11 protein-coding genes and 1 pseudogene are annotated in these 16,690 nt (G+C 70.4%); 8 read left to right on the top strand and 4 right to left on the bottom strand.

Annotated elements, in window-relative coordinates:
- Positions 1–127: 127 nt before the first annotated feature.
- Positions 128–1,621 carry a S8 family peptidase gene (locus ACFYMC_RS22095; RefSeq protein WP_388528003.1) on the bottom strand — a complete coding sequence of 498 codons (1,494 nt, stop codon included), beginning with the start codon at positions 1,619–1,621 and terminating at the stop codon, positions 128–130.
- 381 nt (positions 1,622–2,002) lie between these two features.
- Between ACFYMC_RS22095 and ACFYMC_RS22090 the strand changes: the two genes are divergently transcribed.
- Complete coding sequence (locus tag ACFYMC_RS22090) at positions 2,003–2,500, top strand: hypothetical protein (RefSeq protein WP_388528001.1); 498 nt, start codon at positions 2,003–2,005, stop codon at positions 2,498–2,500.
- Positions 2,501–3,095: 595 nt separating this feature from the next.
- The gene (locus ACFYMC_RS22085; RefSeq protein ID WP_388527998.1) at positions 3,096–3,251 is read left to right on the top strand and encodes a DUF6131 family protein; all 156 of its coding nucleotides are present in this window, start codon (positions 3,096–3,098) and stop codon (positions 3,249–3,251) included.
- 708 nt (positions 3,252–3,959) lie between these two features.
- Here the strand turns inward: ACFYMC_RS22085 and ACFYMC_RS22080 are convergent.
- Positions 3,960–4,613 (bottom strand): MBL fold metallo-hydrolase, encoded by a 654-nt coding sequence (locus ACFYMC_RS22080; protein WP_388527995.1) that lies wholly within the window; start codon positions 4,611–4,613, stop codon positions 3,960–3,962.
- A 93-nt stretch (positions 4,614–4,706) separates the two neighbouring features.
- On the opposite strand from ACFYMC_RS22080, the gene ACFYMC_RS22075 reads away from it, so the two are divergent.
- The 4 genes from ACFYMC_RS22075 (at position 4,707) to panD (ending at position 10,563) form a co-directional block, all read left to right on the top strand.
- Positions 4,707–5,657 carry a GlxA family transcriptional regulator gene (locus ACFYMC_RS22075; RefSeq protein ID WP_388527992.1) on the top strand — a complete coding sequence of 317 codons (951 nt, stop codon included), beginning with the start codon at positions 4,707–4,709 and terminating at the stop codon, positions 5,655–5,657.
- 501 nt (positions 5,658–6,158) lie between these two features.
- Positions 6,159–7,175 carry a phosphotransferase family protein gene (locus tag ACFYMC_RS22070; RefSeq protein WP_388527989.1) on the top strand — a complete coding sequence of 339 codons (1,017 nt, stop codon included), beginning with the start codon at positions 6,159–6,161 and terminating at the stop codon, positions 7,173–7,175.
- Entirely contained in the window at positions 7,172–9,244 is a 2,073-nt protein-coding gene (locus ACFYMC_RS22065) for a hypothetical protein (protein ID WP_388527986.1), read from the top strand. The genes ACFYMC_RS22070 and ACFYMC_RS22065 overlap by 4 nt, the downstream gene beginning before the upstream one ends.
- 896 nt (positions 9,245–10,140) lie before the next feature.
- A complete protein-coding gene (gene panD, locus ACFYMC_RS22060; protein WP_388527983.1) occupies positions 10,141–10,563 on the top strand; it encodes an aspartate 1-decarboxylase in 423 nt (140 codons plus the stop codon).
- 438 nt (positions 10,564–11,001) lie between these two features.
- On the opposite strand, the gene gndA is transcribed toward panD, so the two are convergent.
- Positions 11,002–12,447, bottom strand: coding sequence for an NADP-dependent phosphogluconate dehydrogenase (gene gndA, locus ACFYMC_RS22055; protein ID WP_388527980.1), 1,446 nt, complete (start codon positions 12,445–12,447; stop codon positions 11,002–11,004).
- A gap of 193 nt (positions 12,448–12,640) precedes the next feature.
- On the opposite strand from gndA, the gene ACFYMC_RS22050 reads away from it, so the two are divergent.
- Entirely contained in the window at positions 12,641–13,864 is a 1,224-nt protein-coding gene (locus ACFYMC_RS22050; protein WP_388527977.1) for a peptidoglycan DD-metalloendopeptidase family protein, read from the top strand.
- 53 nt (positions 13,865–13,917) lie between these two features.
- On the opposite strand, the pseudogene ACFYMC_RS22045 reads toward ACFYMC_RS22050, so the two are convergent.
- Positions 13,918–14,752, bottom strand: a pseudogene (locus ACFYMC_RS22045) (DMT family transporter); the annotation flags it as partial.
- A 468-nt stretch (positions 14,753–15,220) separates the two neighbouring features.
- Here ACFYMC_RS22045 and ACFYMC_RS22040 point away from each other — a divergent pair.
- Positions 15,221–16,684: an SDR family NAD(P)-dependent oxidoreductase gene (locus ACFYMC_RS22040; RefSeq protein ID WP_388527974.1), complete on the top strand. Its 1,464-nt coding sequence runs from the start codon at positions 15,221–15,223 to the stop codon at positions 16,682–16,684.
- Positions 16,685–16,690 lie beyond the last annotated feature (6 nt).

Genomic DNA, 16,690 nt, shown 5'->3' with positions numbered 1-16,690 from the left:
TTTTTTTCTTAATATTATTTTCATCTTTATACCCCCCCCCCCCGCCGCCCCCCCCCCCCCCCCCCCGGCCGGCCCCCCCCCCCCCCCCCCCCCCCCCCCCCCCCGCCACAGGTGTGATCAGGCGCAGTTAGCAGGTGGGGCAGCCGTCCCAGATGACGTGCCAGCTGAAGCTTGTGCTTCCGACCGAGTTCCCCGAGTCGGTCGCGGTGACCGTCACGGTCCGGGTGCCCGCGCCCCGCGCCAGGCCGGAGATCAGGCCGGTGGTGGTGTTGATCGTCAGACCGGACGGCAGGTTGGCCGCCGACCACCGGTAGGGCTTGGTGCCCCCGGAAGCCGCCATCGGCAAGTTGACGCTGTCGTACTGGATGTTCGTCTGGTTGCCGGGGTTGGCGACGCTGACCGCTGAGGAACTGCCACCGGAGGTGTAGAGCAGTCGGTTGGGCGATCCCGTGCCGGCGTTGGTCACCTTGTTCGGGGTGGCCGCGCCGATCAGGGCGGCGGAAACCTGGGACGGTGTGTCCGCCGGGTGGGTGGACAGGTGCAGCGCGGCAGCCCCCGCCACGTGTGGGGTGGCCATCGAGGTGCCCTGGAGGGAATTGGTGGCCGTGTCGCTGGTGTTCCAGGCCGAGGTGATGCTCACGCCCGGTGCGAACAGGTCGGTACAGGAGCCGTAGTTCGAGAAGCTGGCGCGCGCGTCGGAACTGCTCGTCGCGTTGACGGTGATGGCTTCGGCGACCCGCCCCGGCGAGTAGTTGCACGCGTTGGCACCGGAGTTGCCCGAGGCGATGACGAAGGTCACGCCGGAGGTGATCGCGTTGCGCACGGCGGTGTCGGCGGCGCTGTTGGTGCCGGAGAAGCCGAGACTCAGGTTCGCGACCGCGGGTTTGACGGCATGGGACGCCACCCAGTTCACGCCGTCCACCAGGGCTGCCGTCGTTCCGGAGCCGGCGCAGTTGAGCACCTTGACGGCAACGAGCTTGACCCCCTTGGCAACTCCGTACTGGCTGCCGCCCACGGTGCCCGCCACATGGGTTCCATGCCCGTTGCAGTCGGTGTTGTTGGCGTCCACGGAGTTGTGGCCCCAGACCGCCCGGCCGCCAAAGGTCGAGTGGGTGGTGCGGATGCCGGTGTCCACGATGTACGCGGTCACGTTGGCGGCGGTGCCGGCATACGAGTAGCTCTTGTCGAGTGGCAGGTTGCGCTGGTCAATTCGGTCCAGACCCCACGACGGCGGGTTCGGCTGTGTTCCCTGCGTGTGCACCTGCGCGTCCTGCTGGACGTACTCGACGCGCGGGTCGGCCGCCAATCGCGCCGCCTGCGGCGCGCTCATCCGCGCGGCGAAGCCATGGAGCGCCTTCTGCCAGACCATCCGGACCTGTCCGCCATAGCGCTCGGCGAGACTGTCGGCGGTCTGCGGGATCGCCCGGTTGGGCACGGCGCTGTCTTTGAGCACCACCAGATAGCTGTGGGGAACCGGTTGAGCGCCGGCCACCGTGCGTATCTCGCCCGACTGGGGGCCGGGCGCGGCGGCGTTCACCGGGCCGGCGATCACCGCCACCGTCGCCAGAGCGCTGACCACGAGGGATGGCCAACGCAGACGGCTACGCGAGGACTTGTCCAAGGGGGACCTCCGAACATGGTGGGGACGGGACGGTGGTCGGCCGACCCGGAGCAGCTCGCTCACCCGTATGGCAAGCGCGTTCGAAGTGCGATGGGCGTTGGCAGGATAGAGCGGTGCGTAGAAGAAGCGCCAGAGTGTCGACTTGGCTTTGAATCAACGGAGTTGAAGGAGCCGCTGACGTTCCGTCGGTGCCGCGGCCAGCGGTCGGGGTGGGGCGGCGCGCAGCCAGATCGAGCGCTGGTCGAGGCGACACCCAAGGGCCCCCAAGGCCGCCGGCTCGCCGGGCGCCGTACTAAGGAACTTCTCATCCGCTCCCCATGGCCCGCTCACCCGGGGACGTCAGCCTGGATCCCGGTAGAACCTGATCAACGGAGGACATCCATGAAGAACGTCCGTAAGCGCGCGGGCCTCGCCGCCGGGGCGACCCTGGTCGGCATCGGTCTGGTCTTCCCCGCAGTAGCCCTCGCCGAGGACTCCGGCAAGACCGACGCTCCCAGCACGGAGCAGCAGGACTCGGGCAAGCCCGGGCCGCGCCACGGAAGGACGGCGGAGCAGCGCGACCAGCGGCAGAAGGAGCTGGCCGAGGCGCTCGCGAAGGACCTGGGTGTGCCGGTGGAGAAGGTCACCGGGTCGCTGGAGAAGTTCCACTCCGCGCAGCGTGAAGAGCGCACCAAGAAGATCGAGGAGCGCAAGCAGCAGCGTTCCGAAGGCAAGCGGCTGAACAGCGCCGAACGCCAGGAGAAGCTGGCCGAACGCCTCGACGGGGCCGTCAAGGACGGCAAGCTCACGCAGGACCAGGCCGACGCCATCCTGGCCGCCGTGAAGGCGGGGGTGTTCCCGGGGAAGGCCGCCGGCCCCCGCCACGACATGGCTGGCTGACCCGGGACCTCCCGCGAGGGGGGGCGCCGGCGAACACGACACGCCGGAGGTGAAGCAATGCTGGGCGCGCACCGGATACCAGGTGCGCGCCCAGCGCTGTGCGTGGCCGCGGGGGCGCCGGCAGAAACGGGGCCGCTCCCAAGGGCTCTCCCACAGTCCCCGGCGGGTCCGCGGCGTCGGATGCGGCACCTCACCGCGCCGGCGGACCACCTGGATCCGCCCCGGCACGAGGTCACCGCTCCGCCTTGAGAGGCACCGCATCTGACGCCGCGCGCTGATGCGCCGCGGACCACGGGAGCGCCCTTGGCGCAGATGACCGGGCCGAATCGGGGTATGGGATGGTCGAGGACCAAAGAGCGCGGGGTGTGGAGTGCCACCCAAACCGGCGGGTAGCGGGGCTCCGGAGACCGCAGGCCCCCTTCTCCGCCCAGGTGCGCCCGGTGGTGGACGCCGCATGCAGAGCATCCGGCGGCGGACTGCCGAACGGGGCGTACGACGCCACGCCGAAGCCCGCGGGGACCGGATGGCAGAGCGCTCCCGCGGGTGCGAAGTCCAGTGGGAGAGGGCTCGCGGCGGCAGCTGAGTGGAGGACGAAATGATCACCCTTGGAATCATCTTGATGGTCATCGGATGGGCCGCTGGGATCTCGGTCCTGTGGGCCATCGGCATCATCTTGGCCGTTATCGGACTGGCGCTGTGGGCCCTGGGTACTGCGGGGCGCTCGGTCGGAGGCCGGCGGCACTACTGGTAGACGCCCGCGGCGCGGGCCGGGCGTTCGGACGGGCGTCCCCAGCAAGATGGTCTTGCCGCGACCATTGGGCGAAGTGCCCCACTAACTGGCCGGGCTCTCGACGATGACAAGGCCACGGCCGTGCTCTGCCCGGGCGTTCTCCTCGTCGGACGCGGCGATCGGGGAGGGGACGGGGGCGTCACGTCACGGTCTCGCAGCCCAAGCCGGATGTGGTCGGCGCCTTCCCGCAAGGGTAGGTCGACATGGTGCTCGCCGCGGATCAGTGTGTGGGTCACCACTTCCGAAGCCATGAGTTCCAGATCGTCCGCCCGTGCCGACCGGTCCCAGTCGCCCGCCCGGGACAGCCGTTCTCGCCGGGACGGCGGCACCCGCGCGGGCACGGTGACTGCGGCTCCGGATCTTTCTCCGACGCGCGACGGGCCAGACGGCGCTGTCGGTGAGAGCCAGCCAGCCACCGTCCTGATCCCGTTCGGGCTGACGGGCACGGGCACACCCGACGGCGAGCCGGCTGGCCGGCGCTACCCACTGCCACGCCAAGCCGGCCACAGGGCCGGTCGTGCCCGCGCTTCGTTTGTGTTGGGCGTCATCATCGCGCGGCCGGCTGGATCGTAGTAGGGAGCCAGCTGGGCGATGCCGAGTGCGCCAGGCAGCGCGATCGGTTGAGCGCACGGGCCTCGGCGTCACGGACTTCCCTGCGGTGGTCCCCACCTACAGCGGCGCCTCCACTCCCGCCGGGAAGGGGCCGCCGTGGCCCGGAACGATGACGTCGGCCGCCGCCAGCACGCGTGTGCGCGAGCAGCGGAGGGTGTCGCGGTCCGGGGCGACCGGGTCGTCGGCCGGGCCGTCCGGGCGCCACCAGAGGTCGCCGGCGAAGGCGACCACGCCGTCGGCGGTGCCGGCGAGGAGCGTGATGTCCTCGGGGCTGTGGCCCGGGGTGCGGATCAGGCGCAGGGACGGCGTGAGTTCATGTCCCTCGGCGTCCCGGTCGATCCACTGGTCGTTCCGGTACTCCGCCTTGTGGTCATGGACGCGCGCCTGGCCGAACAGGCCCACGTTCAAGGTGTTGTCGGGGTGGTGGTGACTGAGGACGACGTCGGTGATGTCGTCCGGGCTCAGGCCCAGTTCGGCGAGCGGGCCGAGGATCCGGTTGCGGTGGGCCACCATCCCGGGGTCGACGATCACGTGCCGGTCGCCGTCCCGGACGTACGAGACGGTGGCGGCGACGCCCGGTCCTGTGGAAAGGGTGTAACCGGTGGTCAGGATGGTGTAGGAGGCGCTGTTGCCGCGGGGCTGGTCGATCCTTCGACCACTCACTCCGTCAATCGCTCGGTCGGTCACGCGGTCGATCACTCGGTCTGTCATGGCCCCCACTCTCACCCCGCCGTTCGCCTCATACGAGTGGCTGCTCTGCCACTGGTCGCAGGTTTTCTGCCACCACCTGCCATACTCCGCGCCATGCCCTTCGTCTCTGTCGCCGCCTACGCCCCGCCCAGGGTCGGCATGCTCGCCGCCGCTCTCGTCGCCGAGGTTTTCGACGCCCACGTCGGCGGGCCCCCGCGCTTCGACTTCGCGCTCTGCAGCGACCGACCTGGCGAGGTCCCCACCGACGTCGGCATACCGCTCACCGTCACGCATGGCCTTGAACGGATCGCTGCCGCCGATCTCGTACTCGCCCTCCCCTGGGCCGACTTCCGCACCCCGCCGCCTGCCCCCGTCCTCGACGCGCTGCGCGCGGCGCACGCACGCGGCGCGCTCGTCGGCGCGCACTGTGTCGGGGCCTTCGCGCTCGCCGCCACCGGGCTGCTCGACGGCCTGCGGGCCACCACCCATTGGCGCTTCGCCGAGCTCCTCGCCGCCCGGTACCCGTCCGTCACCGTCGAGCCCGACGCCCTGTACGTCGACGAGGGCCGGATCATCACAGGCGCGGGCGCCGCCTCCGGGTTCGACCTCTGTCTGCATCTGCTGCGGCGGGAGTACGGGGCCGCCGCCGCCAACGCCGTTGCCCGCGACCTCGTTCTGCCGCCGCACCGTGACGGCGGACAGGCCCAGTACCTGGCCGCCCCCGTCCCCGAGGACGGTGAGGACGAGAGGCTCGCCGGTGTTCTCGCCTGGGCCCGAGCACATCTCCACGAACCTTTGCCCGTGGCCGAGTTGGCACGGCGTGCCCTGATGAGCCGCCGCTCCTTCGCCCGCCGGTTCACCGCCGCGACCGGCACGACGCCACATGCCTGGGTGCTCGGCCTGCGCCTCGGCCGGGCCGAGGAACTCCTGGAGACCACCGACCTGCCGGTCGAGGAGATCGCCCGGATGGTCGGATACGGCTCCGCGGCCGTCCTGCGCGAGCAGTTCGTGCGCCGCCGGGGTGTGCCGCCCCGCACCTACCGTCGTACGTTCACCAGGACGTGACCCGCGCCCCGCTCGGGCGATGCGCGCGGCGGCGGTGAGGGCGTTGCTGAGGGCCGTCCAGGGAACCGCTGAACCGGTGGTACAGCCACACGCAGTGGGAGATGGCCTCCGGCGGGAATCGGAAGCCCCGGCGCGGCACCGTGTCCACAAGGTGCCCCAGCGATCCGACCAGACAGATGATCATGACACCGGAGAGGCCCTCCCCACGCACCCTGACCCGTCAAGCGCAGCCTGGCAGCGGCCTGACCCTCGACGACCCGGCGTCACCTTGACCAGCCGAAGCCGGAGAGCGCTGTAAGGGTGGATACGGGGCGAAAGGCATGTCTCCGGATCGTGTGAGGGGGATCGCTGGGTCATGCTGACCCGATGGAAGAGCACGCTCACAAGCCGCCGCATGGTGACAGTGAGGGCAGACTCGCGGGGACCCTGCATCCTTCGGTCGGCGAAGAGGCCGCGGCGCGCGCCACAGCACCGGCTGGGACTGCCGGCACCGGGGTGCCCATGAGTGAAGCGCCGCCGACTGCGGCCGAGTGCGCCCGGATACTGCGAGAGGCGATCCCCGATGGTGTCGTCGGGGATCGAGGTGTGGGCGAGGTGGTGGTGACCCGGCACCGACGGCGGCATTCCACGTTGCTGACCGAGGTGCAGGCCGAGATGGACGACCCATCCGGCGGTGGATGGCGGAAAGTTCCGTTGGTGCTCAAACATGACTCGCACCGCAGCGGACGGGCAGCGGATCAGGCGGCTCATCAGCTACGTGCTGTCGGGCTCGACCGTCCCCCGTACCAGGTGCTGCGCACACTCGGCGTCCACCCGGCGGGCACATTGGTGGCCGAGCGTGCTCCGGGAAGGCCCTGGGCGCTGTCGCTGACCGGTCCCGAGGCGGATTGTGCCGTGGAGGCGGTCGCCGGTTTCCTGATCGTCTTGCAGGGCGTTCCGGTGGAGCTGCCGCGCCGACCCGCGCTGCACGAGCAGACTCTGTGTCGGCTCGCGGATCTGGCCGAGTTCGCCGCCATCCGCGCGCGGGACGGGCTCGGTGCGGTGCAGCATCTGACCGAGCTGCTCAATCCGCTCCTGGAGCCTGCCAGGACGGTGCGGTTGGTGGCGGGACACGGGGACCTGCACCCCAAGAACGTCTACCTCGACAGGCACGCCGCCACACCCCCGCTCGTGACGGTGATCGATCTGGACCACGCGGGGATGTACGAGCCTGCCCTCGATGTCGGATACGCGATCTGTCAGATCCTGGTGACGGGCACGCACCTTGGTCTTCCCCAGGACGAGCTGGCACGCATCGCCGGCGCGCTGTGGGGCTCCTATCGCTCACACGGCGGGCCGGCGGACGACGAGCGGATCGCGGTGCAGGTGGCATGCGCATTCGTGCAGGTGCTCTACTTCGAGCTGGTCGGCTACGGAGGTGGAGGCCGCCATACCCTGGCTCGTTGGGCATGGCTGGCCACCGAGGTACTCGACGAGGGGCCCGGGGCGCTGCACTGCCTCGCCCGGGGCACGCGATGACCTTCGCTCGCTCGCCGGTGGCGGTGGCCTTCGTGCACCACGCCAACCAACTGGTCATCGGTGACGGCTACAACGACCGGGACGGGATCACCGCCGTCTGCCGCGGCTATACGGCCGTACTGCGGCTCCACCGCCGGTTCAGGGTTCCGTGCGCCCTGCACCTGTCCGGCACCCTGATCGAGGCGCTGGCCTGGCACCATCCGGAATTTCTCACCGAGGTCCGCACTGGGTGCGCCGAGGGGTGGCTCACGCTCATCGGCGGCACCTACGCCGAGCCGATCATGCCGCTGCACGACCCGGCTGCCAATGAACGTCAGCTACGGGCCATGGCCGACCTGCTACGGCACCACCTCGCCGTCCCTGACGGCGCCACGTCGACCGTGTGGCTGCCCGAACGCGTCTGGGACCCCGCACTCGCCCCGCAGCTCACCGCCCCCTCCCTGCCCCACGGTGGCTTCCGACGCGTCCTGGTCGACGACCGTGTCCTGGCCCCGCCCGGCTCAGCCCGTGCCCTGGCCGACCGGCACGGCCCGTACGGGGCAGGTGGCGGCCTCCAGTCCAACGTGACCGGCCTGGTCGATCCCGTGCTTCTGCAGCCTCGGCAGATCGCCATCGAAGGGCGGGAGCTTCAGATGGTGCCCATCTGTTCACACCTGCGCTATCTGATCCCCGCCCGTTCTCTCGAACACCTTGGGGCACTGGAGGAATTCGTCGCCGATGTGCGCTCGCGTGCCGACCACCCCGAACGCCTGCTGCTGGTCTACGCCGACGACCTGGAACGCACCGCTGGCGTCGCCGGATGGGAGCCCGCTCTCGTCGACTACCGACGCGTGATCCACTGGCTCGGCCAGCACCCGCTGGTCCAGCCAGTCGCCCTCGAGGCTTGGCTGGACACCCACCCTCCGCAAGCAGGTCCTGTACCAGCAGCCGGCACCTACTTCGAACTGGCCATCGACTGGCGGGCCGGGGAGGACTATCGAGGCTGGGCCGACAATCCGCAATGGCAGCCCTACGCGACGCTGCTCGCCGAACTGGAATCTCGGATCCGCGCCGCACGCGGGCCGGACAAGGCTGATGCACGGCTGACCGCACTCGCCGAGAAGCTCGTCATGGCCGGCGCACACGAGACAGCCTGGCACGACCAAGAAGAAGGCCAACGCCAACTGGCCCCGTGGGTGCAGGCGACGGCCTCACACGCCCGACTTGCCGGACCGCTGCTGACCGCCGCACGCTGGGCCTCAGCCGGATCCCGCACGCCGGAAGCCACCGTCCGCGACATCGACGGAGATGGGACGGATGAGCTCATCCTGGCCGGAGACGATGTGTGGTGCCTGGTCGCCCCGGCCGAAGGCGCCCGAGTCTGTCTGCTGGCTCACCGGCATCCCGAAAGCACGGGCAGGGCAGCGCCGGACCTTGACCCACCAGGGGCGGCAGTGATCGTGGGCAACCCGGTCGACCACTGGAACCTGCAACAAGAACTCCACCGGTTCATGGACGCCCCGCCCGCCCACCCCGGCGCCCTCGCCGACCACCACCCGCACCTGGCCTGGCACCCCCAGCCGCCCGTACACACCGGACGCGCGGTCACCGTCGACCTGCTCCCCGCCACCCCCAGCCCCTTCGTGCGCAAGCGCCGCTACGCACTCATCGCCGGCGTACCGGCCCTCGCCGCCTGCCTGCACGGCGTCCCCGCCCGGCCGGTCACCGTAGAGAATCTCGTCATCCCCGACTACCTGGGTGCGTTGTGGGACGGCAGTGCGGGAATCGAGCAGGTCGAGGGAGGCTGCTGGACCGGGTGGAGGTGGTCTGGCCGCCAGTGCTGGATCGGGTACGACCCGGCTCAGTCCCACCCCACCGCACCGATGTGGACAGCGGCCGGGCACGGCCACCCGCTCGCCCTCACCGCCGAAGGCGGCCACCTCGACCTGCTGATTGGCGCCGGCCCCGCCCATGACGCCGACGTCACCGCCTGGTTGAGCACTGCCCGCTCCACCCTGCACACCTCCAGCACCACCACAGCGCTGGTCCCGCCCCTTCAGTTCACGGACAGGTCCCCGACCCCGCCGTAGGTTCCGCCCCTTCAGCGTGCCGTGGCTGGCTACTCGGGCAGGAAGGCGCCCGCCCTGGTGGAGGCTCTGTCACGTTGTTGGGCACGTGAGCGGCTGATGGTGGGGCAGGGGAGGGCGGGTTCGGGTCTTGGGTCTTGGGTCAGGCTGCGGTGGGCAGGCCAGCCGACCACGACACCGGCCGCGATGACAGCGGTCGCGCAGGAACTCGGCATCGGCACCACTGAGACCATCCGGAGGTGGGTGCGGCAGGGCCGAGTCGACGCCGGCGTGCATCCTTACCTGCCCCGGGGCGGCTTCTAGCCGGGCGAGGGTGTCCCGAGGCGCGTTGCGGGCCCACCGGCCGATCACGAGGTGGGAACGGGCTCCTGTAGGCACCGCGCGGGCAGAGGTCAGCAGCACCTACACCGGCGGATGACGGCGTCCACGGCGTTTGCGCGGGTCGGGCGGCGTCCGCAGCCGGCCGTCCAGCTGCGGGGGGCTTCACGGTGTTGACGCGTGGTGGACTGACGGCACATCGAAGCTCCGCGTGTACAGGGCGACTTGAGAGGTCGCCCCGTCAACCGGAGCTTCCTTGTGTCCGTGGCGATACCTCGCCGGATTGTCACCCCGCCGTGATCAGCGCTTCCACGTGATCACCAAGACCTTGAACCAGCCCTGACCGCTGGCGGCAGCCCTGAAGGTGTGGCCAGCTCTGCCTCGCACCCAGTCCCCCGAACCGCGGAGGCCGACGGCTTCCGCACCAATCTGACGGCATGGTGGAAAGGTCGGCGATCGATCAGCGCGAGTCCTGGAAGAGCTGCGGAGTGCTGACTGAATATGCGAATCGTTGTACGCTCCAGAGACCGCCCTTGACCTGTGTGACGCAGGCAGGGAGCAGACATTTCGGGAGTTTCTTCATGCTTCGCACCATGTTCAAGTCCAAGATCCACCGGGCCACGGTCACCCAGGCGGACCTGCACTACGTGGGATCCGTCACCGTCGACGCCGACCTGATGGAGGCGGCGGACCTGCTGCCGGGTGAGCTCGTACACATCGTCGACATCGACAACGGCGCCCGGCTGGAGACCTATGTCATCGAGGGCGAACGCGGCTCCGGTGTGATCGGGATCAACGGGGCCGCAGCGCATCTGGTGCACCCCGGTGACCTGGTGATCCTCATCAGTTACGCGCAGGTCGAGGACTCCGAGGCCCGGGCGCTGCGCCCGCGCGTGGTCCACGTTGACGCTTCCAACCGGATCGTCGAGCTCGGTGCGGACCCCTCCGCGCCCGTTCCGGGGACGGACGCCGAGCGCAGCCCGCAGGCCGTACCGGCCGGGTAGGTCGGGGCCCGCCCCCTCGCGCGCGTCGCCAGAGTGAGGCCGACATGGGTCGGGTGATCTTCGATCGGCGCTCCGGGCGCCGCGGCGTGCGGCCCGACAGAGCTCCGGGCGCGCCGCTCGGTGGGCGCCCCGGACGGTACGGGTGGGACAGTGGAGGGATGGAACGTCTCATGGATCGCCTCATGGAACGCCGAGCGGAGCAGACCCAACCGCCCCCACCCGAACCCCAGCCCGTCCCCTCGCCCGGGCCCTTCCCCGACCCGGTGCCTCCGGTTCCCTCGCCGGTGCCGGAACCAGACCCGGTCCCGCGGCCTCCGGGTCCTGACCCCGTCCCGCAGCCGGGTCCCATCGGCTGACTGTCAGAGGGGGGAGGGCCCGGAGGCCGATGCGGTGCGAGGGCTCACGGTGTCCGGCGCCGCCCGGCCTCGGGCAGCCGGCTCAGGAGTCGGTGCGCACCTCGGAACGGTCCTGGCCCCACAGGGTGTGGTACGAGCCCGGCCGGTCGGTGCGCAGGTAGGTGTGCGCACCGAAGAAGTCGCGCTGGCCCTGGGTCAGCGCGGCCGGCAGTCGTTGGGCGCGCAGCGCGTCGTAGTACGCCAGGGAGGCGCCGAAACCCGGCACCGGGATGCCCTGACCCGCTGCGGTGATGACCACGGCGCGCCAGTCGTCCTGCGCCGCGGTGATCTCTTCGGCGAAGGCCGGGTCCGAGAGCAGGCTGGGCAGGTCCGGTCGAGCGTCGTAGGCGGCGCGGATGCGGTCCAGGAATGCGGCACGGATGATGCAGCCACCGCGCCAGATGGCGGCGACCGCACCCGGGTCGACGTCCCAGCCGTAGGCTTCGCTGCCCGCCTGAATCTGGTGGAACCCCTGGGTGTACGACACGATCTTCGATGCGTACAGGGCCTGCTCCACCTGTGTGGCGAAGCGTTCGGCGGCCTCGCCTTCCAGGGCCCTCGCCTGTGGGCCGGCCAGCGAACGGGAGGCTTCGCGCAGTTCGGTGTGGCCGGAGACGGAGCGTGCGAAGACCGCTTCGGCGATGCCGGATACCGGCACCCCGAGGTCGAGGGCGATCTGGACGGTCCAGCGGCCGGTTCCCTTCTGTTCCGCGCGGTCGGCCACGACGTCCACGAACGGCTTGCCGGTTTCCGCGTCGACGTGGGCGAGGACCTCGGCGGTGATTTCGATCAGGTACGAGTCCAGGCGCCCGGTGTTCCAGGTACGGAAGGTCTCGGCGATCTTCGCGGGGGAGTAGCCGGCGACCGTGCGCAGCAGGTGGTATGCCTCGGCGATCAGTTGCATGTCGGCGTATTCGATGCCGTTGTGCACCATCTTCACGAAGTGGCCCGCTCCGTCGGGCCCGATGTGGGTGGTACAGGGCGTGCCGTCCGCCGCCTTGGCCGCGATCCGTTCCAGGAGCGGGCCGAGTGACTGGTAGGACTCCGTCGAGCCGCCCGGCATGATGCTGGGACCGTTGAGGGCGCCTTCCTCGCCGCCGGAGATGCCCACTCCGACGAAGTGGATTCCCTGCTGGCGCAGGTCCTGCTCCCGTCGTCGAGTGTCCTCGAAGTGTGCGTTGCCGCCGTCGATGATGACGTCACCCTCTTCCAGCAGGGGTGCGAACTCCTCGATGACGGCGTCGGTGGCCTCACCTGCCTTGACCATGATCACCAGTCGTCGGGGGCGCTCCAGGGCAGCCACGAAGTCCTTGGCGGACTCCGCCGCAATGAAGCTCCCCTCCTCGCCGAACTCCTCCACCAGGGCGCGGGTCTTCGCCGCCGTGCGGTTGTGGACGGCCACGGTGAAGCCGTTGCGGGCGAAGTTGCGGGCGAGGTTACTCCCCATCACCGCGAGTCCGGTGACGCCGATCTGAGCCGTGCTCGTCATCCCTGTGCTCCTGAGGTTCTCGGTTTGCGGAGGTGAGCCGACGCTACAGGCAGCGGTGGCCGGAACCAGTGATGCACGTCCACCGCCGAGGCAACATCCGTCATCCGACAGGTAATTGGATTGTGCGCAAGTCCTTGTCACGGGTGGAACGAAGCCTCTAGTTTTGCGTTCCCTGATGTCTTGGAGGACGTTCATGGCCGTTCGGGGTCGGCATCGCCGCTATCAGCCCAGCACGATCAACCGTGCTTCCCTCACGGTCACCGCAGGCGGCGCCGGGATGGTCCTCCCGCTGATAGGCGCCGGCTCGGCTCACGCGGCCTCCGTGGACGTCTGGAACAAGGTCGCGGCCTGCGAGTCGAGCAACAACTGGCACATCAACACCGGCAACGGCTACTACGGTGGACTGCAGTTCAGCCGCGCCACCTGGCGCGAGTTCGGCGGTACGGTCCACGCCAGTCGCGCCGACCTCGCCTCCAAGGACCAGCAGATCGCCATCGCCGAGAAGGTGTTGGAAGTCCAGGGTCCGGGAGCCTGGCCGGTCTGCTCCGTGCGGGCCGGACTCGGCCGCGGTGGCGCGGGGGGCGACGTCGACCCGGGCGCCACGAGGACCCCGGCGCCAGCGGCCCGCCAGGCGGTGGCCCCCCGCAGCGCCCCGGCCCAGGCATCTGCCGCCGGCACCAGGCCACTGACCTCCAAGACCTCGGACCGCTACACGGTGGTTCCCGGTGACTCGCTGTCGGCCATCGCCGACCAACGGGATGTGCGTGGCGGCTGGCAGGCCCTGTACCGCGCCAACCGGCAGGTGGTCGGTAGCAACCCGAACATGATCCATCCGGGCCAGCGCCTCACCTTGCGGGCTCAGGGCAGGGCGGAGGCGCCGCAGGGCGTTCGGCCCGCTCCCGCCGATCCCGGCGCCACCAAGCCGGTGTCCAAAGCGCGCCCCGCGACCAAGCCTGCGGCCCGATCCAAGCCGGCGACCACCAAGCCCTCAACGGGTGCGGGTGCTCGGCAGCACGGATTCTCCACCCCGGTCGCCGGCGGAATCGGAACGCCGTACCGGGCGTCGGGGACGTCGTGGGCCAGCGGCTACCACACGGGCGTCGACTTCCTGGTTCCGACGGGCACCACGGTCAAGGCCGTCGCGACCGGGCAGGTCGTCTCGGCGGGGTGGGCGGGAAGCTACGGATACCAGATCGTCATCCGACACGCCGACGGGCGGTACTCCCAGTACGCCCACCTCTCCGCGCTCGGTGTCCGTGAAGGACAGCGCGTCAACCCCGGTCAGCGTATCGGCCGGTCCGGCTCCACCGGCAACAGCACGGGCCCGCACCTGCATTTCGAGATGCGCACGGGACCGGGCTACGGATCGGACATCGATCCCCTGGCCTACCTCAGGGAACGTGGCGTCTCGATCTGATCGGGCTGGCGCCGGCGCCGCTCGGCCGACCCTCGGGGCGCCCGCCGTAGCGGTGCGGCCGGTGGCGGCGACCCGTTCCACGGTGAGCAGCACCAGCCCACTCGCGGCAAGCGCGCCGCAGGCCAGCGCGGTTGCCATGCCGGCCGGGCCGTATCGGAAGGTCTCCCCGAAGAGGGTGAGGCCGACGGCTGCGGCGACGACCGGGTTGACCACGGTCAAGGTGGCCAGCGGGGCGGCCAGGCCGGCACCCCGGTACGAGGCCTGGGACAGCAGCAGGCCCGTGACCGCCAGAATCCCGATCACGGCCATGGTGGGAGCTTCCGCCAACGGTGAGCGGGCGGTCCAGGCATCGGCGACGGACTTGGTGAACACGGAGGCCATGCCGAAGGCGACACCGGCGCCGGTGGCGAGCAGCAGGCTGCGGATCATCGCCCGGTGCACCCGCTGGGCCACCAGGAAGAGCAGTCCGACCAGGCCCATGCTCACCGCGGCGGTGACCGCGCGTTGCGTACCGATCAGGTTGTGCGCCTCGCCGCTGCCCGTCAGCGCCAGCAGCCCCGCGAGGCCCACGGCCGTCATGACCGCCCCGCGCCAAGCTGCTCGTCCGGCACGGCGCCCCACGAAAAGGGCGGCCATCGGCAGCGCGAAGACGATGGTCAGTGCCCCGAGCGGCTGCACCACGCTCAGCGGTCCCCAGGCGAGCGCGGCGACGTGGAGCAGCGCGCCCACCCCGTTGAGGGTGACGGCCACCCACCACAAGGCCTTGCGCATCGGGGCGTACGGCCGGTTCGGGGTGGTGGCGGCCACGTGCTCCTGGAGGATCGCCGCGGCGGCATAGGCCACCGCGGACACCAAGGAGAGCAGCACCGCCAGGGCGAGGGCACTCATACCTTCAAGAATCCCTCCGCCGAAGGCGGTGCGCGTCATTCTTGAGAGGGGAATCCCCGGTACTGCCTCCGCAGTACGTTCAACTGCGGAAACGGGCTAAGGGTGACGTATTCCCCCGGGGCGTCCCCCGCTGGTCGTACGACCGGGCCCTGCGTGCCTGCGCTCCCCGCCGGGAGAGGCCCTAGGGGCTGCCCGGAAGTTCCCGGCGGGCGCACGACGAGGGCTACGACACCTCGCCGCGTCGCCGGATCGCCCGAGTAAGCGCTGTACGAGGGTGGCCCGCCACCTTGCGGTGCAACTTCGATCATGCCGGCTGGCGTGGTCGCGCAGGACGCGACGGCCTACGCGGCACGTCCGCCCGGTGACGCAGCGTACGCGGGTTTGGAGCCTGAGCCACCCGCTCCGTAAAGTTTCCCTTTTGGGAGCGTGCGGCCACGCGCACGCGGTAGCGGAGGAACGGCAGCGGCGATGACGGTGACAGAGGACAACCAGGTGTTTGGGCCGGGGATCGACCCGCAGCGTCTGGCCGTCTGCCTCGGCGTGCTCGCGGAGCTCGACTCGCTCGATGTCGACCACCCCGACGCGATCACCGTGCGGCGCGCCACGGCCGGCATCTACCGGACCGTGAAACAGCGCCGTCGCCAGGAGCGGCGGGCCGCCAAGACCGCCAACGACAAGGCCGTCACCGAGGCCACCGCCACCGGCTCCGCGGAGCGGATCGACGACGAGACCCAGGGCAACGCCCTGACGTCCGCAGTCAAGGGTCCGATCGCGGGCATACTGCAGCGCCCTCGTTCCTGCTATGTGTGCAAGACCCGCTATGTCGAGGTGGATGCCTTCTACCACCAGCTGTGTCAGGACTGCGCGGCCTTCAACCGGGCGCGTCGCGACGCCCGTACGGATCTGAGCGGTCGGCGTGCCCTGCTCACCGGCGGTCGGGCGAAGATCGGCATGTACATCGGCCTGCGGCTGCTGCGCGACGGCGCGCACACGACCATCACCACGCGCTTTCCCCGTGATGCGGTCCGTCGGTTCAAGGCGATGCCGGACAGCCACGAGTGGCTGCACCGCCTCAAGATCGTCGGCATCGATCTGCGGGACCCGGCTCAGGTCGTTGCGCTGGCCGACTCGGTCGCCGCGGAGGGCCCGCTGGACATCCTGATCAACAACGCGGCGCAGACGGTGCGCCGCTCCCCGCAGGCGTACAGCGAGCTCGTGGCCGCCGAGGGGGCCCCGCTGCCCACCGGGGAGCTTCCCGCATCGGAGGTCATCGGTACCTTCGGCAGTGGCACCGTCGACCGGGTGGCGGCTCTGCCCGCCGCGCGCAGCGGCGGCCTGAGCGCCCAGGAGGTCGCGGAGCTGGCTCTGGTCTCCGGTTCGGCCTCGCTGGAGCGCATCGCGGCGGGCGTGGCGATCGACGCCGGCGGCTTGGTGCCCGACCTGCACGAGACCAACACCTGGATCCAGACCGTTTCCGAGGTGGACCCGGTGGAGCTGCTTGAGGTGCAGCTGTGCAACTCCACCGCGCCGTTCATCCTGATCAGCAAGTTGCGGTCGGCCATGGCGGCTGCCGAGGCGGACCGCAAGTACGTGGTCAACGTCTCGGCGATGGAGGGCGTCTTCAGCCGCGGGTACAAGGGCGCTGGCCACCCGCACACCAACATGGCCAAGGCCGCACTGAACATGCTCACCCGCACCAGCGCACAGGAGATGTTCCAGAAGGACCAGATCCTGATGACCGCGGTCGACACCGGGTGGATCACCGACGAGCGCCCACACCCGGACAAGATCCGGCTCGCCGAGGAGGGCTTCCACGCCCCGCTCGACCTGGTGGACGGCGCCGCACGGGTCTACGACCCGATCGTGCGTGGGGAAGCGGGCGAGGATCTGTACGGCTGCTTCCTGAAGGACTACGCACCCGCCAACTGGTGAGCCGCA

The sequence above is a fragment of the Streptomyces sp. NPDC006879 genome, assembly GCF_042869595.1.
Lineage (GTDB): Bacteria > Actinomycetota > Actinomycetes > Streptomycetales > Streptomycetaceae > Streptomyces.
The sequence above is the reverse complement of the archived record's forward strand: the minus strand, read 5'-3'. Positions and strand labels throughout refer to the sequence as shown.